Genomic DNA, 22,707 nt, shown 5'->3' with positions numbered 1-22,707 from the left:
GGCCGACACCGGCGGCGGGGGTCAGCCGGACAAAGCCCCGGGCCTGCCGTCGGAGACCGGGCGGGTGCCGTCCAGGCGGGCCCAGACGATCAGCCGGTGGCTGTGCCCCCACTCGGGCTCGCAGGTGGTCAGGGTCAGATAGCGGCCGGGCCCGCGGAAGCCGGAGGCGGCCGGTACGGGGTCGATGACGCCGATGTCCTCGGGCCGGGTCCGGTAGGGCGCGCGGTCGACGCGATAGGTGTACCAGGTGGTGCCGTCGGTCAGGACGACGGCGTCGCCGGGGCGCAGCTCGGGGACGTCCTTGAAGGGGTCGCCGTAGGTGCGGCGGTGGCCCGCGACGGCGAAGTTCCCCACGGCGCCGAGGGGTGCGGTGCGGTCGTAGTGCCCGAGGCCCTTCTTGAGCACCTCGGTACCGGTGCCCTGGAGGACGGGCTTGGCCCAGCCGGAGCCGAAGCGGGGGATGTACATGACGGCGAAGGCGCGGCCGTCGCGGTAGCCGCCGGGGGCGGCCCCGGTGCCGCGGGCCCGGTCGCCGCCCCGCGCGGGCGGGGCCGCGGCGCGTTCCCCGCCGCCGCGTGCCGGGGGCGTGCTCCCGTCGGCGGCATCCCCGGTGGCCGGGGGCCGCGGCCGTTCCACGGGTCCGGCGGACCACTGGTCCTGGAGGCGGTCGATCGCGCCGTCCATGGCGTGGTCCGCCCGGACGCCGGTCCAGTACAGGACGTAGACCACCAGGAGGACGATCAGGGTGCCGGCGGTGACGCAGAGTTCGCTGAGTGTCCGGACGACGAGTCGCGCACGCACCGGCGCTCCCCTCCTCGGTTACCCCGTGGGCTTCGCGTAGTGGAGATCCACTGTGCCCGAGTAACCGGGAAGAGTCACCGCGTCGTGCTGGTCGACTTTCCAGCCGAGTCCGTAGGCGGTGACGTACTGGAGGTAGTTCTGGATCGCGGGGGAGGTGTCCAGGGCCTTGCGGAGGGCGCCGCGGTCGCCGACGGCGGTCACCTTGTACGGCGGGGAGTAGACGCGGCCCTGGAGGATGAGGGTGTTGCCGACGCAGCGGACCGCGCTGGTGGAGATCAGCCGCTGGTCCATGACCTGGATGCCCTTGGCGCCGCCCTGCCACAGGGCGTTCACGACGGCCTGGAGGTCCTGCTGATGGATGACCAGGTCGTTCGGCTGGGGGTCGGGGACGCCGGGGATCCGGGGGGTGGCGTTGGGCGGGGCGTCGGTGAGGGTGACGGTCAGGGCCGTGCCCTTGAGCTCGCGGGTGCCGGCGCCGTTCTCCAGGGCGGCGAGCTCGCGGTCCTGGGCGGCGGTGTTGCCGCTGTCGCGCCGGGCGAGGGCGTCGACCTCGGAGCGGACGGCGCCGGCGCTCTCGTCCAGGGCGGCGTTCTTGCGGCTGCGTTCCTGGATGAGGTCGGAGAGCCGGAGCATGGAGTCGTCGGTGCGGATGTTGGTGCCGTGGGCGGTGTTGAAGCTCATCCAGAAGATGAGGCCGGCCAGTGCGAAGACCCCGCCGGTCAGCAGCCGGACCGGCCGGAATCGCCGGGAAGGCGTGCTGGTGGAGTCCGCAGAATTGCTCAACGTACCCTTATCCTCTCCGACGCCGCGGAAGCACTACGCTAACGGACGCCCGAGGGAAGGTGGCGTCCCGTCGCTCGCCGACTCGGCGGTCAGCCCTTTGTATCCCCAGCGCGGTCACGCAGCGCATCGACAGGAGAGTTCCTCGTGCCGAAGTCACGGATCCGCAAGAAGGACGACTTCACGCCGCCGCCGGCGAAGCAGCAGCAGAGCATCAAGCTGAACAGCGGACGCCGCTGGGTGGCGCCGCTGATGCTGGCGATGTTCCTCATCGGGCTGGCCTGGATCGTCATCTTCTATGTGACCAGTGGCGACATGCCCGTGGAGTCCCTGCACAACTGGAACATCGTGGTCGGCTTCGGCTTCATCGCGGCGGGGTTCGTGGTCTCCACCCAGTGGAAGTAGCACCTCCGTAGGGCGGCGGCGGCCTTCCGCCACCGCCCTCCAGGCCGCCGGGGACGTTGTCCCCAGGGGTTGTCCACGCCGGTTGTCCACAGCGCGTACAGAATCTTGTGCATGCCGTGGGGAACAGCTGTCCACCCTCGCACAGAGCTACGTTTCCGCTGGAAGCGGCGCTGCGGCGGTGGATACGCAGCGCTTGTGATCAGTCACACCGGCGTCAACGCCGGGGAAGTTATCCACAGATCTTCTGAGTTTTTCCCCACTGTGGACGAGGGTGTGGATAACTCCCCGGAAAGCTCCCCGGAGGACTTGCGCGACGGGTCCCCGACACCCGCTCAGACCCCGAGCTGAAGCGTCCGCGCGACCACGGCGACGACCACCACCAGCAGCGCGGCCCCACAGGTGATCCGCTGCACCAGCACGCGCTTCTCCCGGGGGGCGTGCACCAGGCCGTACGCCACCGCGGTGCCCAGCACCAGGCCGCCGATGTGCGCCTGCCAGGCGATGTTGTGCCAGGTGAAGGTGAAGATCAGGTTGAGCACGAGCAGCGCGATCACGGGGCGCATGTCGTAGTTGAGGCGCCGCATCAGCACCGCCGTCGCGCCCAGCAGACCGAAGATCGCACCGGACGCGCCGAGCGAGGGCTCGTAGGGGCCGGTGACCAGATAGGTCAGCGCGCTGCCGCCGAGGCCGGACAGCAGATAGAGCGCGAGGAAGCGGGCCCGGCCGAGCGCCGCCTCCAGCGGTGGCCCGAGCCACCAGAGCGAGAGCATGTTGAACGCCAGGTGCATCGGCGCCTGGTGCAGGAACGTCGAGGTCAGAAGGCGGTACCACTCGCCTTCCGCCACCCCGTAGGGCCCCAGCCGGGTGAAGAGGTCGAGGTCGAAGACGAGCTCGTCGCCCACGGACATCACGGCGATCCACAGGGCGACGTTCAGCCCCAGGAGGACCTTGGTCACCAGCCGCGGGTCGGCCGAATGGGCGGCGCCCGCGATCGTGCGGGGCGTGGTGTCCCGCACGGGGACGGCCTGCCCGGCCCCGTGACCCGCGCCACCGGCGTCCGTACGGCCGCTCACGCAGTCCGGGCACTGGAATCCGACGGAGGCGCTGACCATGCAGTCCGGACAGATCGGGCGGTCGCAGCGGGTGCAGCGGATGCCCGTCTCCCGGTCCGGATGCCGGTAGCAGCCGACGGCCTGGTCGTTCATGCGTTCCCCTTGCACCTGTCGCGGGCGGGCCTGTGCATGCCGCGCGGCCCCGCCCGTCATACGGACGGGCGGGGCGCCGGGTTCCCGGAAGGACCGGGCTCAGCGGGTCTCGACGACGACCGACTCGATGACGACGTCGTTCACCGGGCGGTCGGTGCGCGGGTTGGTGTCCGTGGTCGCGATGGCGTCCACGACCTTCTTGCTCGCGTCGCCCACGACCTCGCCGAAGATCGTGTGCTTGCCGGTCAGCCAGGCGGTCGGCGAGACGGTGATGAAGAACTGCGAACCGTTGGTGCCGGGTCCCGCGTTGGCCATGGCCAGCAGGTAGGACTTGGTGAAGGCCAGGTCCGGGTGGAACTCGTCCTTGAACTTGTACCCCGGGCCACCGGTGCCGTTGCCCAGCGGGTCACCGCCCTGGATCATGAAGCCCTCGATGACGCGGTGGAAGACCGTGCCGTCGTAGAGCCTGTCCGTGGTCTTCTGACCCGTCTCCGGGTTGACCCACTCCCGCTCGCCCCGAGCGAGCTCGACGAAGTTCTTGACCGTCTTGGGCGCGTGGTCCGGCAGGAGCCGGATCTCGATGTCGCCCTGGTTGGTCTTCAGGGTGGCGTAGAGCTGCTCAGCCACGATCTACCTTCCATAGTCTTCACTGACGGCTAACGATCCTCGCACGTGCCGGTTCGCGGCGAGTAGCGGGCAAACGCCCGCGCGCGGCGCGGAATCGTGGCATTGTCGACCGAAGCTCCCCGGAAATCCGATGCCCTCCCGCTTGACCCGGATGCCCGCTCGCACGTGCCGGACCGCCCGACGGCAGGCATGATTTTCCACTGGGTGGAAAGGCGACAAAACATACGCCACCGAGGAGGAGGTTCTCGTGACCCGCAAAGACAGCGTGCGCGCCGCGGCCGGCACGGCGAAGGACAGCGTGCGACACGCCGCGGAAGTGGTGGCGCCCTACGCCGGCACGGCCAAGGACGCCGCCGTGCACTACGCGCACGAAGCCCGTGTCCAGCTCGCCCCCAAGGTCTCCACCGCGGCGCGCCAGGTCCGCAGCACCGCCGGGGAGCAGTACCACACCCGGGTGGCACCGCACCTGGAGCACGTCCGCGGCTCCCTCCCGCCGAAGGTCGACCAGGCCGCCGCGCGCGCCCGCGCCGTCGCCGAGCCGGTGCGCGACGAGGCGGTCGCCCGCTCCGCCGCCGCCCTCGCCGCCCTCCGCGGCCACGTCTCCGCCGAAGAGATCGACAAGCTGGTGAAGCGGCGCGACCGCCGCTGCCGCTCCGGGCGGGTCGCCAAGCGGTTCGCCCTCCTCGGGCTGCTGGCCGGTGGGGCGTACGCCGCCTGGAAGTGGTGGGACAAGCAGGCCAACCCCGACTGGCTCGTCGAACCGCCCGCCCCCACCGAGATCGCCGACCGCGCCCCGCTGACCTCCGTCGACGGCAGCGCCGAGGCCTCGCTCGACCCCGAGGTGCAGGCCAAGCAGGACCGCGAGGACCTGGTGGAGGACGAGATCGAGGAGCGCGGCGAGCAGCGCTGACCTGCGGCGACTCCACAAGCTGGGGAAAAAGCCGCGAGGCGGGAGACCTGATGGTCTCCCGCCTCGCGGCTTGTGGGCTGTGGAGCCTAGGAGAGTCGAACTCCTGACATCCGCCATGCAAAGACGGCGCTCTACCAACTGAGCTAAGGCCCCTTCGCCGATCAGGATACCCGGTAGCGGCGCTCTTTCCCGACCGGGTATCGCCGGGGCACACCACTCTCCGTAGGATGCACCGCAAGATTCGCGGCAGCGAAGCGAAGGGGAGAGCGAGATGGACGCAGCACAGCAGGAAGCCACCGCCCGCGCACGGGAGCTCCAGCGGAGCTGGTACGGGGAGCCCTTGGGCGCGCTCTTCCGCCGTCTCATCGACGACCTCGGCCTCAACCAGGCCCGCCTCGCGTCCGTCCTGGGGCTGTCCGCGCCCATGCTCTCCCAGCTGATGAGCGGTCAGCGAGCCAAGATCGGCAACCCCGCGGTGGTGCAGCGGGTGCAGGCCCTCCAGGAGCTCTCCAGCCAGGTCGCGGACGGCAGCGTGAGCGCCGCCGAGGCCGCCGACCGGATGGAGGAGGTCAAGAAGAGCTCGGGCGGCTCGGTCCTCAACTCCACCCAGACCACGGCCAGCAGCGGCGCGCCGACCGTGCGGCGCGTGGTCCGCGAGATCCAGTCCCTGCTGCGCTCCGTGGCGGGCGCCGGCGACATCATCGACGCGGCCCGCGCCCTCGCGCCGACCCACCCCGAACTGGCCGAGTTCCTGCGGGTGTACGGCGCCGGGCGGACCGCCGAGGCGGTCGCGCACTACGAGGCGCACCAGAGCTGACCGTGCCGGGGTGGGGCCGGGGACGGCCGACGCGGGGGTGATACGAGCGCCATGGGTGAGGTCTTCGCCGGGCGGTACGAGCTGGTGGACCCGATCGGGCGCGGCGGGGTGGGAGCCGTCTGGCGGGCGTGGGACCGGCGCCGGAAGCGGTACGTGGCGGCGAAGGTCCTCCAGCAGAGCGACGCGCACACCCTGCTGAGGTTCGTCCGCGAGCAGGGGCTGCGGATCGACCACCCCCATGTGCTGGCGCCGATGAGCTGGGCGGCCGACGACGACAAGGTGCTGTTCACCATGGACGTGGTGCGCGGCGGCTCGCTGGCCCATCTCATCGGTGACTACGGGCCCTTACCGCCGCACTATGTGTGCGTACTGCTGGAACAGCTGCTGTCGGGGCTCACCGCGGTGCACGCGGAGGGTGTGGTGCACCGGGACATCAAGCCCGCCAATGTCCTGCTGGAGGCGACCGGCACGGGCCGCCCCCATGTCCGCCTCTCGGATTTCGGCATCGCCATGCGCAAGGGCGAGCCGCGGCTGACGGACACCAACTACGTGATGGGCACGCCGGGTTATTTCGCACCCGAGCAAATGCTGGGGGACGAGCCGGACTTCCCCGCGGATCTCTTCGCCGTCGGGCTGATGGCCCTGTATCTCCTCACGGGCGCCAAACCCGACGCCGAGGCCCTGGTGCGCCGGTTCGTCGAGAACGGCACCCCCAACGCCCCTGAAGGGATCCCCGAGCCGCTCTGGCAGGTGATCGCGGGACTGCTCCAGCCCGATCCCTGCATGCGCTTCCGTACGGCCTCGGGGGCGCGCAAGGCGCTGGCGGCGGCCGTCGAGCTGATGGACGGGCCGGCCGGCGACGAGGAGCCGATCGAGGTCTTCGACCAGCTGGGCCCGCTGCCGCCGGGGTTCGGCCCGCACGGGCCGCTGCCGAAGGCGGAGGGGCAAGCGGAGGCGGCCGGCGGACCGGCACGCCCGGCGGCGTCCGGGCCCGGGTACGCGCCCGGTGACACCCCTCCCGCGACCCCGGCCCCGCCCCGGCCTCCGGTGCCCGCCTACCCGCCCACGCGCCCGTACACGGCGGCCGGCCCGGTCGGCGGGCAGTCCGGGAGCCCCGCCTCCGGCCCGAGGCCGGAGAGGCGCCCGGGGCCGCCCGCGAAGGTGGCCGTTCCGGTGCTGCTGGTGGCCCTGATCTGCCTGGCGGTGGGCATCTGGGCGCTGTCCGTCAGCTGATTCACTTTCGCAATCATTTTATTTGCATGAGTGAATTGCGAGCGGTGGGGTCGCCGGCCGCCCGGCCGCGGAAAGGCCCCCGGGAACGACAGAGCCCCGGCCGCGTCGGCGGCCGGGGCTCTGCTTCAGGACTTGTTGTCTCACACACCCGAACCTGCGGGCACGGAGTCGGTCGCCTCCGTCCACAGGTCCTGCTCGGCGCGATCCGCCTGGATCTGGCGGTACACGAGGAGCCCGCCGATGGCGGCCAGTGCGACCAGGAGGAGCTTCTTCACCGCGCGACCTCGTCTTTCCTTGACGTAAGGGGACCTCTGGTGGCCGATGATACACACCGGCCGATACCGATCGGTGACCTGGCGGGGTCCGCTTCCCGCACCGTGACACACCCCGGACGAGCCGCGGACGTGCCCCGGACAAGCAGCGGACGGGACGCCAACTTCCCCGCCACGCAAAACAGATCGGCCCGGGCGGAGAATTCTCCGTCCGGGCCGATCTGGCCGGTGGGGCTAACAGGACTTGAACCTGTGGCCTCTTCCTTATCAGGGAAGCGCTCTAACCGTCTGAGCTATAGCCCCGCGCTGCACCGAAAGATTAGCGCACTTGGGGCCCAGTCCCAAAATCGTCCGGGCCCCGGCCGCCGAGGACGGCTATTCGTCCTCGGCGAGCGTCAGCTCCACGCCGCCCACGAAGCCGGCGGAGAGGTTGTAGACGAAGGCTCCCAGCGTCGCCAGCGCGGTCGCCAGGACCACGTCGATCACCGCGATGAGCGACGTGAAGATCAGGACGTTCGGGAGCGACAGGAACGACTCCAGGTCGAGGCCGCCGCCCTCGCTGCCCGTGGTGGCGTCGCTGACGGTGCCACCGACGGCCTGGAAGACACCCATGGCGTCCATGACCGTCCACAGCACCGCGGCGGCCACGATCGTGCACACGCCCACGGCGATCGACAGCAGGAAGCTGACCTTCATCACCGACCACGGGTCGACCTTGGCCACCCGCAGCCGCGCCTTGCGCGTACGCGGGGCGGACGGGGCCGCCTGGGCCGTACGCGGCTCCGGACGGGGCCCGGGGACCCGCGGCTGCTCCGCGGCCCGCTGGGCGGCCGCCGGGGCGCTCTGGGAGCCGCTGGAGGCCGCGGCGCCCTTGACGAGCTTGGCGGGCTTCTCCGAGGACTGGGCCACCGGGGCGGGCCGGCGAGGATCGGCCTTCCCCGGCTTGCCCGCCTTACCGGCGGCGTCGGCCTTGGCGGCGGACTTCCCCGCCGGCTCGGCCTCGGCGGCCTTCACCGTGGCCGCGGCCGCCTTCTCGGGGGTCTTCCCGGAAGTCTTCTCAGGGGCCTTCCCGGCAGCCTTCTCCGCTGCCTTCGCGGACCCCTTCCCGGCGGTCTTCCCCGCCGTCTTCTCTCCGGCGGCCTCGGCCGGCTCGCCGGCCTCCGCGCGGTCGGAGTCTGTGGAACCGGAACCCGAAGCGGAACGCTCCGCCGGAGGCACGTACGCCTGCGGCGGGTGGTAGGGCTTCGGGTCTCGGGTGTCCGTCACGGTCCCCCCTTGGGAGTCGACGCCGTCAGCGCCTGAACCACGGGCACCGGGATCGTCGGCGACAGGGCCGGCGGGGCTGCGCCGCTTGGCACCAGCACCGCTCGCCGCGGTGCCCGTGGTTCGACTCACGACTTACTCCTCGGTGTCCTCGACCGAGGGCGCCTCGCCCTCGGCCATCTGAGACCCGTCGCCCTCGGCTGCGTCGACCAACTCGTCGACCTCTTCCGCCTCGCGACCGGCCTCGGCATTGCGTGCGATGCCCACGACGGCATCACGCTTGCCCAAGTTGATCAGCTGGACGCCCATGGTGTCACGGCCCGTCTCCCTGACCTCGTTCACCCGGGTCCGGATCACTCCGCCCCCGAGCGTGATGGCGAGGATCTCATCCGTCTCCTCGACCACCAGCGCGCCGACCAGCGAGCCACGATCCTCCACGATCTTGGCCGCCTTGATACCGAGGCCGCCGCGGCCCTGGACGCGGTACTCGTCGACGTTCGTCCGCTTGGCGTATCCACCGTCGGTGGCGGTGAAGACGAACGTACCGGCACGGACGACGTTCATCGAGAGCAGCTCGTCGCCCTCGCGGAAGCTCATGCCCTTGACGCCGGAGGTCGCCCGGCCCATGGGGCGCAGAGCTTCATCCGTTGCGGTGAACCGGATCGACTGGGCCTTCTTGCTGACCAGCAGCAGGTCGTCCTCGGCCGACACCAGCTCGGCGCCGATCAGCTCGTCCTCCGCGCCGCTGTCCGTCTCCCGGAGGTTGATCGCGATGACACCGCCGGAGCGCGGCGAGTCGTAGTCCTTCAGGGAGGTCTTCTTCACCAGACCGGACTTGGTGGCGAGCACCAGGTACGGCGCCGCCTCGTAGTCCCGGATGGCGAGGATCTGGGCGATCTTCTCGTCCGGCTGGAAGGCCAGCAGGTTGGCCACGTGCTGGCCGCGGGCGTCCCGGCCGGCGTCCGGCAGCTCGTACGCCTTGGCCCGGTAGACCCGGCCCTTGTTGGTGAAGAAGAGGAGCCAGTGGTGCGTGGTGGAGACGAAGAAGTGGTCGACGATGTCGTCCTGCTTCAGCTTCGTGCCGCGCACGCCCTTGCCGCCGCGCTTCTGCGAACGGTAGTCCTCGGTCTTGGTGCGCTTGACGTAGCCACCGTTGGTGATGGTGACGACGATGTCCTCCTCGGCGATCAGGTCCTCGATGGACATGTCACCGTCGAAGGGGATCAGCTTGGAGCGCCGGTCGTCGCCGAACTTCTCGACGATGGCCGTCAGTTCCTCGCTGATGATCAGGCGCTGCCGCTCGGGCGAGGCCAGGATCGCGTTGTACTCGTTGATCTTCGCCTGGAGCTCGTCGTGCTCGGCGGTGATCTTCTGGTGCTCCAGGGCCGCCAGGCGCCGCAGCTGCATCTCCAGGATGGCGTTGGCCTGGATCTCGTCGATCGACAGCAGGCCCATCAGGCCCTCGCGGGCGATCTCGACGGTGTCGCTGCGCCGGATCAGCGCGATGACCTCGTCGATGGCGTCGAGCGCCTTCAGCAGACCGCGCAGGATGTGCGCGCGCTCCTCGGCCTTGCGCAGCCGGAAGCGGGTGCGCCGGACGATGACCTCGACCTGGTGGGTCACCCAGTTGCGGATGAAGGCGTCGATCGAGAGGGTGCGCGGCACCCCGTCGACGAGCGCCAGCATGTTCGCGCCGAAGTTCGTCTGGAGGTCGGTGTGCTTGTAGAGGTTGTTCAGCACGACCTTGGCGACGGCGTCGCGCTTGAGCACGACGACCAGGCGCTGGCCCGTGCGCGAGGAGGTCTCGTCACGGACGTCGGCGATGCCGCCGATCTTGCCGTCCTTGACCAGGTCGGCGATCTTCTGGGCGAGGTTGTCCGGGTTTACCTGGTAGGGCAGCTCGGTGACCACCAGGCACTGGCGGTTCTGGATCTCCTCGACCTCGACCACCGCGCGCATGGTGATGGAGCCGCGGCCCGTGCGGTAGGCCTCCTCGATGCCCTTGCGGCCGACCACGAGGGCGCCGGTCGGGAAGTCGGGGCCCTTGATCCGCTCGATCAGCGCCTCGAGCAGCTCCTCGGGGGTCGCCTCCGGGTTGGCCAGGTACCACTGCGCGCCCTCGGCGACCTCGCGGAGGTTGTGCGGCGGGATGTTGGTGGCCATACCGACGGCGATGCCCGCCGAACCGTTGATCAGCAGGTTCGGGAAGCGCGCCGGCAGGACCGTCGGCTCCTGGTTGCGGCCGTCGTAGTTGTCCTGGAAGTCGACGGTCTCCTCGTCGATGTCCCGGAGCATCTCCATGGACAGCGGCATCATCTTGCACTCGGTGTACCGCATGGCGGCGGCCGGGTCGTTGCCCGGGGAACCGAAGTTGCCGTTGGAGTCGACGAGCGGCATGCGCATCGACCAGTGCTGGGCGAGGCGCACCAGGGCGTCGTAGATCGAGGCGTCACCGTGCGGGTGGTACGTACCCATGACGTCACCGACGACGCGGGCGCACTTGTAGAAGCCCTTCTCGGGGCGGTAGCCGCCGTCGTACATCGCGTAGAGCACGCGGCGGTGCACGGGCTTGAGGCCGTCCCGCACATCGGGCAGCGCACGCGAGACGATCACGCTCATCGCGTAGTCGAGGTACGAGCGCTGCATCTCCGTCTCGAGCCCGACGGGCTCGACGCGCATCCCGACGCCCTCCAGCGGGGCGGGCGCGCCCTCGGGCGTCACCTCGGGCACGGGGGCGGTGGGAGTCTCAGGGGTCTCGTCGGCCATTGCTGTTCAAAGTCCTTTCGCGCTGCGGCTGTTTCTCGTGGGCCGACAGGCTCAGATGTCGAGGAAGCGGACGTCCTTGGCGTTGCGCTGGATGAAGGAGCGCCGTGCTTCGACGTCCTCGCCCATGAGCACCGAGAACAGGTCGTCCGCCTGCGCGGCGTCGTCCAGGGTGACCTGGCCGAGCACGCGGTGGTCGACGTCCATCGTGGTGACGCGCAGCTCCTCGGCGTTCATCTCACCGAGACCCTTGAAGCGCTGGACCGAGTCGTCCTTGATCCGCTTGCCGTTCTCCCGGCCGAGCTGGATCAGGGCGTCGCGCTCGCGGTCGGAGTACGCGTACTCGAAGTCGTCCCGGCCCCACTTGATCTTGTACAGCGGGGGGCGGGAGAGGTAGACGTGCCCGGCCTCGACCAGCGGCCGCATAAAGCGGAAGAGGAAGGTGAGCAGCAGGGTGTTGATGTGCTGACCGTCGACGTCGGCGTCCGCCATCAGGATGATCTTGTGATAGCGGAGCTTCGCGATGTCGAAGTCCTCGTGCACACCGGTGCCGAAGGCCGAGATCAGGGCCTGGACCTCGGTGTTCTGGAGGATCTTGTCGATCCGCGCCTTCTCGACGTTGAGGATCTTGCCGCGGATCGGGAGGATCGCCTGGTACTGCGGGTTACGGCCGGACTTGGCCGAGCCGCCGGCGGAGTCACCCTCGACGATGAAGATCTCGCACTTCGTCGGGTCGTTGGACTGGCAGTCGCTGAGCTTGCCCGGCAGCGACGCCGACTCCAGCAGGCCCTTGCGGCGGGTGAGGTCACGGGCCTTGCGGGCCGCGACGCGGGCCGTCGCCGCCTGGATGGACTTGCGGATGATGTCCGCGGCCTCGTTGGGGTTGCGGTCCAGCCAGTCCGTGAGGTGCTCGTGGGCGACCTTCTGCACAAAGGTCTTCGCCTCGGTGTTGCCGAGCTTCGTCTTCGTCTGGCCCTCGAACTGCGGCTCGCCGAGCTTGACGGAGATGATCGCGGTCAGACCCTCGCGGATGTCCTCACCCGTGAGGTTGTCGTCCTTCTCGCGGAGCAGCTTCTTGTCGCGGGCGTACCGGTTGATCAGACCGGTCAGGGCCGCGCGGAAGCCCTCCTCGTGCGTACCGCCCTCGTGGGTGTGGATGGTGTTGGCGAAGCTGTAGACACCTTCGCTGTACTGGCTGTTCCACTGCATCGCGATCTCGACCGAGAGCATGCGCTCCTTGTCCTCGGCCTCGATGTCGATGACGGTCGGGTGGATCAGCTCGCCCTTGCGCGAGTTGAGGTACTTCACGAAGTCGACGATGCCGCCCTCGTAGTGGTAGTCCACCTTGAGCGGCTTGCCCTCTTCGTCGACGTGGTCGACGCGGGTGTCCGTCAGCGAGATCCGCAGGCCCTTGTTGAGGAACGCCATCTCCTGGAAGCGCCGCGACAGCGTCTCGAAGGAGTACTCGGTCGTCTCGAAGATGTCGCCGTCGGCCCAGAAGGTGACCGAGGTGCCCGTCTCGTCGGTCGCCTCGTTCTTCTGGAGGGGGGCCGTGGGGACACCGAGCTTGTAGTCCTGCGTCCAGCGGTAGCCGTCGGTCCTGACCTCGACCGCGACGCGCGTCGACAGGGCGTTGACGACCGAGACGCCGACGCCGTGCAGACCACCGGAGACGGCGTAGCCGCCGCCGCCGAACTTGCCGCCCGCGTGCAGGACGGTCAGCACGACCTCGACGGCGGGCTTGCCCTCGGAGGGGACGATGCCGACCGGGATGCCTCGGCCGTTGTCCACGACGCGCACACCGCCGTCGGGAAGGATCGTCACATCGATGGTGTCCGCGTGGCCCGCCAGGGCCTCGTCGACGGAGTTGTCCACGACCTCGTAGACGAGGTGGTGGAGGCCACGCTCACCGGTCGAGCCGATGTACATACCGGGTCGCTTGCGGACCGCGTCCAGTCCCTCCAGCACGGTGATCGCACTGGCGTCGTACGACGTCTCGCCGGCGACGGCGCCGGTGACGGCGTCCTCGGCCGTGGAGGGGGTGGTGTTCTCGTTGGGGTTGCCGGAATCGGCCACGAAGCGCCCTTTCTGGCACAGCACAGGCCCTCCCCTGCCTACGGCGGGGAGACCCCACCCGGAGCAGGCAGGAGCGGCTGCGTCGTTCTGCGTTGGTCGACGTGTCCCGCGAACCGGCGGGATTGTCACCAGTCTACCGGTAGCACTGACATGAATGGGGGTTTGGCGGTGCCTGAGTCCTCACGTGCCGCCCTGAACCGGCATCAGCCGACTCCCTATATGTGGACCCGGGCTCTAAGAGGCTCACAGCGGCACTCAGCGCTTCGGGCTGTCAACCGCCCGCTACCGTGCGCGGAGCACCGGCCCCGGTGTGTCGCGATCCCGCGCGGGCGCCGGGCGCGCGATGGGTGCGGGACGGCCTCGGACGGGCCGTGAGCAGGGCGGACGTGCGGAACGGCCGGCGCCGCCCCGGCCGCGTCATCCGTAGGTGTCGCCGGGGCCCGTGCTCCCGGGCGCGCGCAGCGGGCCGTACCGGCGGGCGGGACCGCCCGGACCCAGCACCTTGATCATCTTGACGGTGCCCTGGCCCAGGTCGGCGTTGAGCCGGGCCACCAGCTGGGGGGCCAGCAGCCGCAGCTGGGTCGCCCAGGCCGTCGAGTCGCACTGCACGGTCAGCACCCGCGCGTCCTCGTCGTACTTCTGCGGCTCGCAGTGCAGGGCGACCTCCGGCCCCACCATCTGCGGCCAGCGGCCCATCACACCGCCGACGGCCGCGGGCGTCTCCCAGCCGCGCTCGGTGATCAGCCGGTTGATGGCGGCGCCCAGCGGCAGGGGGTCGCGCCCGTCCGCCCGCGCGCCGGAGCGCAGGCCGCCACGGCGCGCCTGCTTCTTCTGCTGGGCGGCGTTGCCCCGCGCCCGGGCCTGCTCCTTGGCGGCCCGCAGCGCCACCCGCGCCAGGTCGACGCCGGAAGGCTCCGGCGTCTTGGAAGCCTTCGGGTCCTTCTCGCCGCCGTCGCTCACAGCCGTTCCACCACGCCTTCCGAGACCGCGTACCGCGCGCCCACCAGGACGTCCGGCACGTCGTCGTCGACCGCGGCCGTCACCAGCACCTGCTCGCCGGGGGCGACCAGCTCGGCCAGCCGCTCGCGGCGCCTGGCGTCCAGCTCGGCGAAGACGTCGTCGAGCACGAGGACCGGTTCGTTACCCTCGGCGCGCAGCAGCTCGTACGAGGCCAGCCGCAGCGCCAGGGCGTACGACCAGGACTCGCCGTGGCTCGCGTATCCCTTGGCGGGGAGCCGGCCGAGCTGGAGGAGCAGCTCGTCGCGGTGCGGTCCGACCAGTGTCACACCGCGCTCGATCTCCTGCTTGCGGACCTCGGCGAGGGCCGTGAGCAGCGCTTCGTAGAGCTCCTCGCGGGTGTGGGCGCCGGCCAGGGCGTCGGGCCCGCGGTACTCGAAGGAGACGGGGCCGCCGCCGGGCGCCAGCTGCTCGTACGCCTTCTCGGCCAGCGGCCGCAGGGTGGCGATCAGATCGAGACGGCGGTCCAGCAGCTCCGCGCCGGCGCGGGCCAGGTGCTGGTCCCAGATGTCGAGGGTGGAGAGGTCCAGGCCGCGGCCGCCGTGGCGGCGGGCCATGGCCGCGCTCTTCAGCAGGGTGTTGCGCTGCTTGAGGACGCGGTCGTAGTCGGAGCGGACGCCCGCCATGCGCGGCGAGCGGGCGGTGATCAGCTCGTCGAGGAAGCGGCGGCGCTCGCCGGGGTCGCCCTTGACCAGGGCCAGGTCCTCGGGGGCGAACAGGACCGTCCGCACGATGCCGAGGACGTCGCGGGGTCTGACCTGGGAGGAGCGGTTGATCCGGGCCCGGTTCGCCCGGCCCGGGTTCAGCTCCAGCTCTATCAGCTGCTGCCGGTCCCCCTGGACGACCGCGGCGCGGACGATGGCGCGGTCGGCGCCCATCCGCACCAGGGGTGCGTCGGAGGAGACCCGGTGGCTGCCGAGCGTCGCCAGATAGCCGATGGCCTCGACGAGATTCGTCTTCCCCTGGCCATTGGGCCCGACGAAGGCCGTGACGCCCGGGTCGAGCGGGACCTCGACCCGGGCGTACGAGCGGAAGTCGGCCAGCGACAGATGCGATACATGCATGGGGGCGCGCCGACCTCTCCCGGCTGTTCCTGCGAAGTGGTGCTTACTTCTTGTTCTCGACCGCGTGGCCGCCGAACTGGTTCCGCAGCGCGGCGATCATCTTCATCTGGGGCGAGTCGTCCTGGCGGGACGCGAAGCGGGCGAAGAGCGACGCGGTGATCGCGGGCAGCGGCACGGCGTTGTCGATCGCGGCCTCGACCGTCCAGCGGCCCTCGCCGGAGTCGGCCGCGTAGCCGCGCAGCTTGTCCAGGTGCTCGTCGTCGTCCAGGGCGTTGACGGCCAGGTCGAGCAGCCAGGAACGGATGACCGTGCCCTCCTGCCAGCTGCGGAAGACCTCGCGGACGTCGGTGACCGAGTCGACCTTCTCCAGCAGCTCCCAGCCCTCGGCGTACGCCTGCATCATGGCGTACTCGATGCCGTTGTGGACCATCTTGGCGAAGTGGCCCGCGCCGACCTTGCCCGCGTGGACGGAGCCGAAGTCGCCCTCGGGCTTGAGCGCGTCGAAGATCGGCTGGACCTTCGCGACGTTGTCGGCGTCGCCGCCGTACATCAGGGCGTAGCCGTTCTCCAGGCCCCAGACGCCACCGGAGACGCCGCAGTCGACGAAGCCGATGCCCTTGGCCGCGAGCTCCTCGGCGTGCTTCTCGTCGTCCGTCCAGCGGGAGTTTCCGCCGTCGACGACGACGTCGCCGGGGGAGAGCAGCTCACCGAGCTCGTCGATCGTGGACTGGGTGGCGGCGCCGGCCGGGACCATGACCCAGACGACGCGCGGACCCTTCAGGGAATCCACAAGCTCCTGGAGGCTGTGGACATCCGCGAGGTCCGCATTGCGGTCGTATCCAATGACGGTGTGGCCTGCGCGGCGGATGCGCTCGCGCATGTTGCCGCCCATCTTGCCGAGACCGACGAGACCGAGCTCCATGGGTGATCCTCTATGCCTTGATTGCGTGCGTGCCTGGGTCCGAGCCTACGCCCGAGGGTCCGTGCACAGCTGTGGGCTCAGCCGCTCAACGGGTGAGTGGGCCGACCGTGCGCGGCCGACCCACTCCTCCTCACGGCTTCGGCCGCTTCGGACTCGGTCAGCCCGACAGCCGCACCGGCATGATCAGGTACTTGTACGCGTCGTCCGCCTCGGCGTCCAGCGCGGGCTTGCCGCTGAGCAGGGCGGGCTTGGTGGAGGTCGTGAAGGACAGCTGGGCGACCGGGGAGTCGATCGCGGAGAGGCCCTCCAGCAGGAAGCCGGGGTTGAAGGCGATCGAGATGTCGTCGCCGTCGAGCTGGGCGTCGACGCGCTCCACAGCCTGTGCGTCGTCGCTGGAGCCGGCCTCCAGGATGAGGACGCCCTGCTCGAAGCTCAGCCGGACCGGGGTGTTCCGCTCGGCGACGAGCGCGACGCGCTTGACGGCCTCGACGAACGGCGCGGTCTCGATCACGGCGATGGAGTTGAACTCCGTCGGGAAGAGCGTGCGGTACTTCGGCAGGTCGCCCTCGAGCAGTCGCGTGGTGGTGCGGCGGCCGGCGCCCTCGAAGCCGATGAGGCCCTCGCCCGCGCCGGAGCCGGACAGGGCGATCGAGACGGTGTCGCCGCCGCTGAGCGACTTGGCGGTGTCCAGGAGCGTCTTGGCGGGCACCAGGGCGACCGCGGAGATGTCCGGCGTCTCGGGCTTCCACATGAACTCGCGGACCGCGAAGCGGTAGCGGTCGGTGGAGGCCAGGGTGACGGTGTCGCCCTCGATCTCGATGCGGACACCGGTGAGCACCGGCAGCGTGTCGTCACGGCCGGCGGCGATGGCGACCTGTGCGGCGGCGGCGGCGAAGACCTCGCCCGGGACGGTGCCCGTGGCGGTCGGCATCTGCGGCAGCGCCGGGTATTCCTCCACAGGCAGGGTGTGGAGTGTGAATCGCGAGGAGCCGCAGACGACGGTGACGCGCACGCCGTCGGTGGAGATCTCCACAGGCCTGTTGGGAAGCGCGCGGCAGATGTCGGCGAGGAGCCGGCCGGAGACGAGGACGGTGCCGTCCTCCTCCACGTCCGCGTCGACGGAGACGCGGGCCGAGACCTCGTAGTCGAAGCCGGAGAGGCTCAGGGAGCCGTCCTCCGCCTTCAGCAGCAGGCCCGCGAGGACGGGCACCGGCGGACGGGCCGGGAGGCTGCGGGCCGCCCAGGCCACTGCCTCCGCGAGTACATCGCGCTCCACCCGGATCTTCACCGGAACCGCCTCCTGCTTGTTGCTGGCTCGCCCTGCTGGCTTCTTCGTCGGCTGCTTGCCGGAGACCAGTCTGACGTACACCGCTGACAGCTCGTGCGTCTCGGGGTCAAGTCGGGTCGGAGGGCGTGGCGCGGCCCGCGGCCGAGTTGTGCACAGGAGCCACTTCGAAACCAGTTCCCCGCTAGATCTCTGTGGTCGTAGTAGTAGGGCCTGTGGAAACGGTGGAAAACCGCCTTTGCGCAGGTCAGACCCAATTTTTTGTCCACCGGGCCTGTGGGTGGCGGCGGTGGAAAAGCGGGGTGGTCTGTGGACCGGGGAAAGTTCTGCACACCCCGTGCACAGGCAGGGGGTACTTCTCCCCAGGGCTGTCCCCAGTTTTACCCAGGTTCCCCACAGCCCAACCCGGCAACTTCGTGTGACGCCTTTCACTCGCGCCGGTGAGCAGGGGTGTTTCGTTACCGAACAGTGGACAGGGGTGTGGACAGGCTGTGTACAACATCCACTTCCCTGTGGGCGGCCGGTGGACAACTTTCGATGGGCCTTGTGGGTGATCCCGTCGTCCACAGGCTGTGGAATCCCGTCAGCCACAAATCCACACGCCGCTGACCTCCCCTGATGGCCTATCAACAGCCCCGGCTGTGGACAGCCTATGGACAACTTCGCCGTCCCCAGGGTGTGGACAGCCGGTCGGCCGGAAATCTGTGGAGAACCGGCGGCCGGGCTTCCGTATTCGAACAGAGCTCCTGCCCCGCGACGGCCGCGGCGCCCTCCGGACCGTCCGCAGGACCGCGAAAAGGCGCTCCGGGAAGCCTCCCGAAGCGCCCTCAGCGGTGCTTCCGCGGTCTGTCTCAGCCGTTCTTGATGCGGTTCGTCAGCTCCGTCACCTGGTTGTAGATGGAGCGCCGCTCGGCCATCAGCGCGCGGATCTTGCGGTCCGCGTGCATCACGGTCGTGTGGTCGCGGCCGCCGAACTGCGCGCCGATCTTCGGCAGCGACAGGTCCGTCAGCTCGCGGCAGAGGTACATGGCGATCTGCCGGGCCGTCACCAGCACCCGGCTGCGCGAGGCTCCGCACAGGTCCTCGACGGTGTGCCCGAAGTAGTCGGCCGTCGCCGCCATGATGGCCGGCGCGGTGATCTCCGGGGAGGCGTCCTCGCCGCCCGGGATGAGGTCCTTGAGGACGATCTCGGTGAGGCCGAGGTCCACCGGCTGGCGGTTCAGGCTCGCGAACGCCGTCACCCGGATCAGCGCGCCCTCCAGCTCACGGATGTTCCGCGAGATCCGGGACGCGATGAACTCCAGGACCTCCGGCGGAGCGTTCAGCTGCTCCTGGACCGCCTTCTTGCGCAGGATCGCGATGCGCGTCTCCAGCTCGGGCGGCTGGACGTCCGTGATCAGGCCCCACTCGAAGCGGTTCCGCAGCCGGTCCTCCAGGGTCACCAGCTGCTTGGGCGGCCGGTCGGAGGACAGCACGATCTGCTTGTTGGCGTTGTGGAGCGTGTTGAAGGTGTGGAAGAACTCCTCCTGCGTCGACTCCTTGCTCGCCAGGAACTGGATGTCGTCGACCAGCAGGATGTCCATGTCGCGGTAGCGCTTGCGGAACGCGTCCGCCTTGCCGTCGCGGATGGAGTTGATGAACTCGTTGGTGAACTCCTCGGAGCTCACGTAGCGCACGCGCGTGCCCGGGTAGAGGCTCCGCGCGTAGTGCCCGATGGCGTGCAGCAGGTGGGTCTTGCCCAGCCCCGACTCGCCGTAGATGAAGAGGGGGTTGTACGCCTTGGCCGGCGCCTCGGCCACCGCGACCGCGGCGGCGTGCGCGAAGCGGTTGGACGCGCCGATGACGAACGTGTCGAAGAGGTACTTCGGGTTCAGCCGGGCCGTCGGCTCACCGGGGCCGGCCGCGGGCGCGGGCTGCGCGCCGAGCGGGCCGGGGGCACCGCCGGGCTTGGGGCGCCCGCCCTGGCCGCCGCCGCGGGAGTGGCTGTCGGGCAGCTCGCGGCGCTGCTGGGGCTCGTACGGCTGGCGCTCCGGCGGCTGCGAGCGGTAGTCCGGCTGCTGCTGCTCGTACGGCTGCTGCTCGTAGGAGGAGCCGTGCTGGGTCGCGTACGGGTCGCGCTCGCCGTCCTGGAAGCCGCCGAGGCGCTGCTGCTGCCAGCCGTAGTCGCCCCGGTCCGGACGGTCACCACGCTCCGGGCGGTCTCCGCGGTCGCTCCGGTCACCGCGCTCGCCGCGCTCCCCACGGTCCCCGGCGGGGCCGGACGGGCCGGAGTGGCGGGGCCAGGCGCCCGGCTCGCTCCGGGGCTGCTGGTAGTCGGGGTAGGCGGGGCGTACGGACGGGAGGTCCTCGCCCTGGGCCTGGCGGCCGTAGCTCTCCCGGCCGTCGTAGCCGCCGTGGTTCTCGTAGGTCTCGTAGCCGTCCCGGCCGTCGCGCGCGTCACGCTGGTCGTAGGCGTCGCGGCCCTGGCCGCCCTGGTGGGCGCCGCCCGGCTCGTCGTAGCGCGACTGCTGGGGGGCCTGGGGGCGCTCGGCGGGGGGCTCACCGGCGGATTCGTCGACGGTGATCGCGATCCGGATGGGGCGGCCGCACTCGCGGCTCAGCGTCTCGCTGACGATCGGCGCGAGCCGGCCCTCCAGGACGCCCTTGGCGAATTCGTTGGGCACGGCGAGCAGGGCGGTGTCGGCCACCAGCGCGAGCGGCTGGCACCGCTTGATCCAGTGCTCGTCCTTGCTCTCCACGCCCTGGCCCCGGCCTTCGCCCAGGAGCTGTTCGAGCACGCGCGGCCACACTGCGGCAAGATCGGCGGGCAGGTCAGCCACAGGGCACGCTCTCTCAGTCACTGGGGGGAACCCTGGAGTCCCACGAATGTGTGGTTCTCGGGACGGTCGGGAAGGATTCGGAGTTGAGCCACGGTAGTCAGGCCGAGGTGCGTGGTTCAAGTCGTTGTCCACAGGGTGTGTACAAATGTGCCATGAGGCGGGGCGTGGCGACTCACCGCCCTGCGGGACGCTACGGTGTATCCCTGGTGCACTGCCGGTTTGACCGAATGGCGTAGCCGCGCGTACCGTGACCAGGTCGAGTTGTCGATGGCTGCTGCCGCCTGCCTCCGATGGGCAACGGCCGCTTCCCCTTCGGGGAGGTGGTCATGAAGCGGTGCACTCGGGCGTATTGCGAGCTTCTCGTGGGCGCACGGTGACAGCCAGGCGATGTCCCGCCATCACACGATTCATTTCTGGAGCCCCCGAGTGAGCAAGCGCACCTTCCAGCCGAACAACCGTCGTCGCGCGAAGACCCACGGTTTCCGCCTGCGCATGCGCACCCGTGCCGGCCGCGCGATCCTCGCGTCCCGCCGTGGCAAGGGTCGCGCCCGCCTGTCGGCCTGATCATCCTGACGTCAAGGTCCATGACGTGCTGCCTTCCGAGTCTCGGCTGAGGCGGCGCGAGGACTTTGCGACCGCGGTTCGCCGAGGGCGCCGGGCCGGCCGCCCGCTCCTCGTCGTCCACCTACGCGCAGGTTCCACGGACCCGCACACGCCTGGGGAGAGTGTTCCCCAGGCGCGTGCGGGTTTCGTCGTGAGCAAGGCCGTGGGCATCGCCGTCGTCCGCAATCTGGTGAAGCGGAGACTGCGCCACCTGATGCGTGACCGGCTGGATCAGCTGCCCGCCGGTAGCCTTGTGGTCGTACGGGCCTTGCCCGGCGCGGGCGAGGCGGACCACGATCAGCTGGCCCGTGATCTCGACACCGCGCTTCAGCGGCTGCTGGGAGGGGCGCCGCGCTGTTCCGGTCCCCCGGGGGACACCCCCCGGAACCCTGGCCGAGGCCCGGGAGGGAGCGCACGGTGAAGTACCCGCTGCTGTGGTTGATCAAGCTCTACCAGTGGACCATCAGCCCACTCCTGGGCCCGGTCTGCAAGTACTACCCGTCGTGCTCGCACTATGGCTACAAGGCCATCTCCGTGCACGGCGCGGTCAAAGGAACGGCGCTGACGGCCTGGCGCATCCTGCGCTGCAACCCGTGGTCGCTCGGTGGCGTCGACCACGTCCCTCCCCGGAAGCGTCCGGTCTGGCACCAGCGGCTGAGGAGCCGACTGGGTGGGCACCCCCTCGCGGAGCCCGCCGCGCAGCCCGAGACCCAGCCCAACGCCCAAGGAGCCTGATTCGTGGACACGATCCTCGGTCCTCTCTATACCGCAGTTTCCTGGATCATCGTCCAGTTCCACTCGCTGTACAGCCTGGTCTTCGACGAGGACAGCGGCTGGGCGTGGGGTCTGTCCATTGTTTCGCTGGTGGTCCTGATCCGTATCTGCCTGATCCCGCTCTTCGTGAAGCAGATCAAGGCGACGCGGAACATGCAGGCGCTCCAGCCGAAGATGAAGGCGATCCAGGAGCGGTACAAGAGCGACAAGCAGCGCCAGTCCGAAGAGATGATGAAGCTCTACAAGGAGACGGGCACCAACCCTCTCTCGAGCTGTCTCCCGATCCTGGCCCAGTCGCCCTTCTTCATCTCGCTGTACCAGGTCCTGAACCACATCGCGCAGGGCAAGACGGTCGGTGTCATCGACAAGTCGCTGCTCGACAGCGCGCGGTCGGCGCACATCTTCGGTGCCCCGCTCTCCGTGAAGTTCATGGACTCCGCGTCCAAGGTCGAGAAGCTCGGCGCCACGCTGACGGACGTCCGCGTCGTCACGGTCATCATGATCGTTCTGATGTCGCTGTCGCAGTTCTACACCCAGCGCCAGCTGATGACGAAGAACGTCGACCTCACGGTGAAGACGCCGTTCATGCAGCAGCAGAAGATGCTGATGTACGTCTTCCCGGTGATGTTCGCCGTCTTCGGTATCAACTTCCCGGTCGGTGTCCTCGTCTACTGGCTGACCACCAACGTGTGGACCCTGGGCCAGCAGATGTTCGTCATCCGCCGTAACCCCACCCCGGGCAGCATCGCCTTCACCCAGCGCCAGGACCGGCTGCGGGCCAAGGGCAAGCTGAAGGAGGACCCGGCGGAGGTCGAGTCGAAGAAGGCGGCCGAGGTCGCCCGCGCCAACCGGCAGCAGCCCAAGCGGCAGCCGAAGGCCAAGCGCCAGCTCGCCGGCACCACCCCGCCCGCCGAGGCCGGCAAGACCTCGCTGGAGAAGCAGAAGCCCGAGGACGCCAAGCCCAAGCCCAAGCAGGCCGGCGGCGGCTCCGCCCGCAGTGCCAAGTCCGGGCAGCGCAAGGGCGGCCCGCAGCGGCCCAAGCACCCGACCAAGAAGTGACGAAGGAGTCCA

20 protein-coding genes, 2 tRNA genes and 1 pseudogene are annotated in these 22,707 nt (G+C 69.9%); 8 read left to right on the top strand and 15 right to left on the bottom strand.

Annotation, left to right across the window (positions count from 1 at the left end):
* Positions 1 to 21 precede the first annotated feature (21 nt).
* Both SMD11_RS17005 and SMD11_RS17000 read right to left on the bottom strand, forming a co-directional pair.
* Positions 22 to 801: a class E sortase gene (locus tag SMD11_RS17005; RefSeq protein ID WP_087927270.1), complete on the bottom strand. Its 780-nt coding sequence runs from the start codon at positions 799 to 801 to the stop codon at positions 22 to 24.
* 18 nt (positions 802 to 819) lie between these two features.
* Positions 820 to 1,584, bottom strand: coding sequence for a DUF881 domain-containing protein (locus tag SMD11_RS17000; RefSeq protein WP_199843898.1), 765 nt, complete (start codon positions 1,582 to 1,584; stop codon positions 820 to 822).
* A gap of 144 nt (positions 1,585 to 1,728) precedes the next feature.
* On the opposite strand from SMD11_RS17000, the gene crgA reads away from it, so the two are divergent.
* On the top strand, positions 1,729 to 1,986 hold the full coding sequence (crgA, locus tag SMD11_RS16995) for a cell division protein CrgA (protein WP_087927269.1): 258 nt from the start codon (positions 1,729 to 1,731) through the stop codon (positions 1,984 to 1,986).
* A gap of 332 nt (positions 1,987 to 2,318) precedes the next feature.
* Here the strand turns inward: crgA and SMD11_RS16990 are convergent, their stop codons facing one another.
* The gene (locus SMD11_RS16990; RefSeq protein ID WP_087927268.1) at positions 2,319 to 3,191 is read right to left on the bottom strand and encodes a rhomboid family intramembrane serine protease; all 873 of its coding nucleotides are present in this window, start codon (positions 3,189 to 3,191) and stop codon (positions 2,319 to 2,321) included.
* Positions 3,192 to 3,290: 99 nt separating this feature from the next.
* Positions 3,291 to 3,818, bottom strand: coding sequence for a peptidylprolyl isomerase (locus tag SMD11_RS16985; protein ID WP_087927267.1), 528 nt, complete (start codon positions 3,816 to 3,818; stop codon positions 3,291 to 3,293).
* A 247-nt stretch (positions 3,819 to 4,065) separates the two neighbouring features.
* Between SMD11_RS16985 and SMD11_RS16980 the strand changes: the two genes are divergently transcribed.
* The gene (locus tag SMD11_RS16980) at positions 4,066 to 4,728 is read left to right on the top strand and encodes a DUF5324 family protein (RefSeq protein ID WP_087927266.1); all 663 of its coding nucleotides are present in this window, start codon (positions 4,066 to 4,068) and stop codon (positions 4,726 to 4,728) included.
* An 80-nt stretch (positions 4,729 to 4,808) separates the two neighbouring features.
* Here SMD11_RS16980 and SMD11_RS16975 read toward each other — a convergent pair.
* Positions 4,809 to 4,881 (bottom strand) — tRNA-Ala (locus SMD11_RS16975).
* Between the two features lie 118 nt (positions 4,882 to 4,999).
* On the opposite strand from SMD11_RS16975, the gene SMD11_RS16970 reads away from it, so the two are divergent.
* Both SMD11_RS16970 and SMD11_RS16965 read left to right on the top strand, forming a co-directional pair.
* Positions 5,000 to 5,545, top strand: a complete 546-nt coding sequence (locus SMD11_RS16970) for a helix-turn-helix domain-containing protein (protein ID WP_087927265.1) — start codon at positions 5,000 to 5,002, stop codon at positions 5,543 to 5,545.
* A gap of 51 nt (positions 5,546 to 5,596) precedes the next feature.
* Positions 5,597 to 6,778, top strand: a complete 1,182-nt coding sequence (locus SMD11_RS16965; protein WP_087927264.1) for a serine/threonine-protein kinase — start codon at positions 5,597 to 5,599, stop codon at positions 6,776 to 6,778.
* Positions 6,779 to 6,918: 140 nt separating this feature from the next.
* Here SMD11_RS16965 and SMD11_RS36430 read toward each other — a convergent pair whose 3' ends face one another.
* The 10 genes from SMD11_RS36430 to dnaA form a co-directional block, all read right to left on the bottom strand.
* Positions 6,919 to 7,053, bottom strand: a complete 135-nt coding sequence (locus SMD11_RS36430) for a DLW-39 family protein (RefSeq protein ID WP_003958712.1) — start codon at positions 7,051 to 7,053, stop codon at positions 6,919 to 6,921.
* Positions 7,054 to 7,279: 226 nt separating this feature from the next.
* Positions 7,280 to 7,353, bottom strand: a tRNA-Ile gene (locus SMD11_RS16955).
* Between the two features lie 72 nt (positions 7,354 to 7,425).
* Positions 7,426 to 8,268, bottom strand: a complete 843-nt coding sequence (locus SMD11_RS16950; protein WP_418952527.1) for a DUF3566 domain-containing protein — start codon at positions 8,266 to 8,268, stop codon at positions 7,426 to 7,428.
* A 180-nt stretch (positions 8,269 to 8,448) separates the two neighbouring features.
* Positions 8,449 to 11,079 (bottom strand): DNA gyrase subunit A, encoded by a 2,631-nt coding sequence (gene gyrA / locus SMD11_RS16940; protein WP_087927261.1) that lies wholly within the window; start codon positions 11,077 to 11,079, stop codon positions 8,449 to 8,451.
* 51 nt (positions 11,080 to 11,130) lie between these two features.
* The gene (gene gyrB, locus SMD11_RS16935; protein WP_087927260.1) at positions 11,131 to 13,176 is read right to left on the bottom strand and encodes a DNA topoisomerase (ATP-hydrolyzing) subunit B; all 2,046 of its coding nucleotides are present in this window, start codon (positions 13,174 to 13,176) and stop codon (positions 11,131 to 11,133) included.
* 393 nt (positions 13,177 to 13,569) lie between these two features.
* Positions 13,570 to 14,112 carry a DUF721 domain-containing protein gene (locus SMD11_RS16930; RefSeq protein ID WP_087927259.1) on the bottom strand — a complete coding sequence of 181 codons (543 nt, stop codon included), beginning with the start codon at positions 14,110 to 14,112 and terminating at the stop codon, positions 13,570 to 13,572.
* Entirely contained in the window at positions 14,109 to 15,233 is a 1,125-nt protein-coding gene (gene recF / locus SMD11_RS16925) for a DNA replication/repair protein RecF (protein WP_087927258.1), read from the bottom strand. Before recF ends, SMD11_RS16930 begins: the two co-directional genes overlap by 4 nt.
* 43 nt (positions 15,234 to 15,276) lie before the next feature.
* Complete coding sequence (gnd, locus tag SMD11_RS16920) at positions 15,277 to 16,155, bottom strand: phosphogluconate dehydrogenase (NAD(+)-dependent, decarboxylating) (RefSeq protein ID WP_087927257.1); 879 nt, start codon at positions 16,153 to 16,155, stop codon at positions 15,277 to 15,279.
* Positions 16,156 to 16,312: 157 nt separating this feature from the next.
* The gene (dnaN, locus tag SMD11_RS16915; protein WP_087927256.1) at positions 16,313 to 17,443 is read right to left on the bottom strand and encodes a DNA polymerase III subunit beta; all 1,131 of its coding nucleotides are present in this window, start codon (positions 17,441 to 17,443) and stop codon (positions 16,313 to 16,315) included.
* 848 nt (positions 17,444 to 18,291) lie between these two features.
* Positions 18,292 to 20,259 carry a chromosomal replication initiator protein DnaA gene (gene dnaA, locus SMD11_RS16905; RefSeq protein WP_087927255.1) on the bottom strand — a complete coding sequence of 656 codons (1,968 nt, stop codon included), beginning with the start codon at positions 20,257 to 20,259 and terminating at the stop codon, positions 18,292 to 18,294.
* A 426-nt stretch (positions 20,260 to 20,685) separates the two neighbouring features.
* On the opposite strand from dnaA, the gene rpmH reads away from it, so the two are divergent.
* From rpmH to yidC, 4 genes and pseudogenes are all read left to right on the top strand, one after another.
* On the top strand, positions 20,686 to 20,823 hold the full coding sequence (gene rpmH / locus SMD11_RS16900) for a 50S ribosomal protein L34 (protein ID WP_003949374.1): 138 nt from the start codon (positions 20,686 to 20,688) through the stop codon (positions 20,821 to 20,823).
* A gap of 25 nt (positions 20,824 to 20,848) precedes the next feature.
* Positions 20,849 to 21,217: pseudogene (gene rnpA / locus SMD11_RS16895) on the top strand (ribonuclease P protein component); the annotation flags it as partial.
* Positions 21,218 to 21,279: 62 nt separating this feature from the next.
* Positions 21,280 to 21,597 (top strand): membrane protein insertion efficiency factor YidD, encoded by a 318-nt coding sequence (yidD, locus tag SMD11_RS16890; protein ID WP_087927253.1) that lies wholly within the window; start codon positions 21,280 to 21,282, stop codon positions 21,595 to 21,597.
* Positions 21,598 to 21,600: 3 nt separating this feature from the next.
* Positions 21,601 to 22,695, top strand: coding sequence for a membrane protein insertase YidC (gene yidC / locus SMD11_RS16885; protein ID WP_087927252.1), 1,095 nt, complete (start codon positions 21,601 to 21,603; stop codon positions 22,693 to 22,695).
* Positions 22,696 to 22,707 lie beyond the last annotated feature (12 nt).

Source organism: Streptomyces albireticuli (genome assembly GCF_002192455.1).
Classification (GTDB): Bacteria; Actinomycetota; Actinomycetes; order Streptomycetales; family Streptomycetaceae; genus Streptomyces; species Streptomyces albireticuli_B.
Note: the sequence above shows the minus strand (reverse complement) of the source record. Positions and strands in the feature narration are given on the sequence as shown.

Coding starts and splice junctions, on each gene's coding strand:
- SMD11_RS16990 (WP_087927268.1), bottom strand. CDS start 3,191: ATGAACGACCAGGCCGTCGGCTGCTACCGGCATCCGGACCGGGAGACG.
- SMD11_RS16970 (WP_087927265.1), top strand. CDS start 5,000: ATGGACGCAGCACAGCAGGAAGCCACCGCCCGCGCACGGGAGCTCCAG.
- SMD11_RS16965 (WP_087927264.1), top strand. CDS start 5,597: ATGGGTGAGGTCTTCGCCGGGCGGTACGAGCTGGTGGACCCGATCGGG.
- gyrA (WP_087927261.1), bottom strand. CDS start 11,079: ATGGCCGACGAGACCCCTGAGACTCCCACCGCCCCCGTGCCCGAGGTG.
- recF (WP_087927258.1), bottom strand. CDS start 15,233: ATGCATGTATCGCATCTGTCGCTGGCCGACTTCCGCTCGTACGCCCGG.
- gnd (WP_087927257.1), bottom strand. CDS start 16,155: ATGGAGCTCGGTCTCGTCGGTCTCGGCAAGATGGGCGGCAACATGCGC.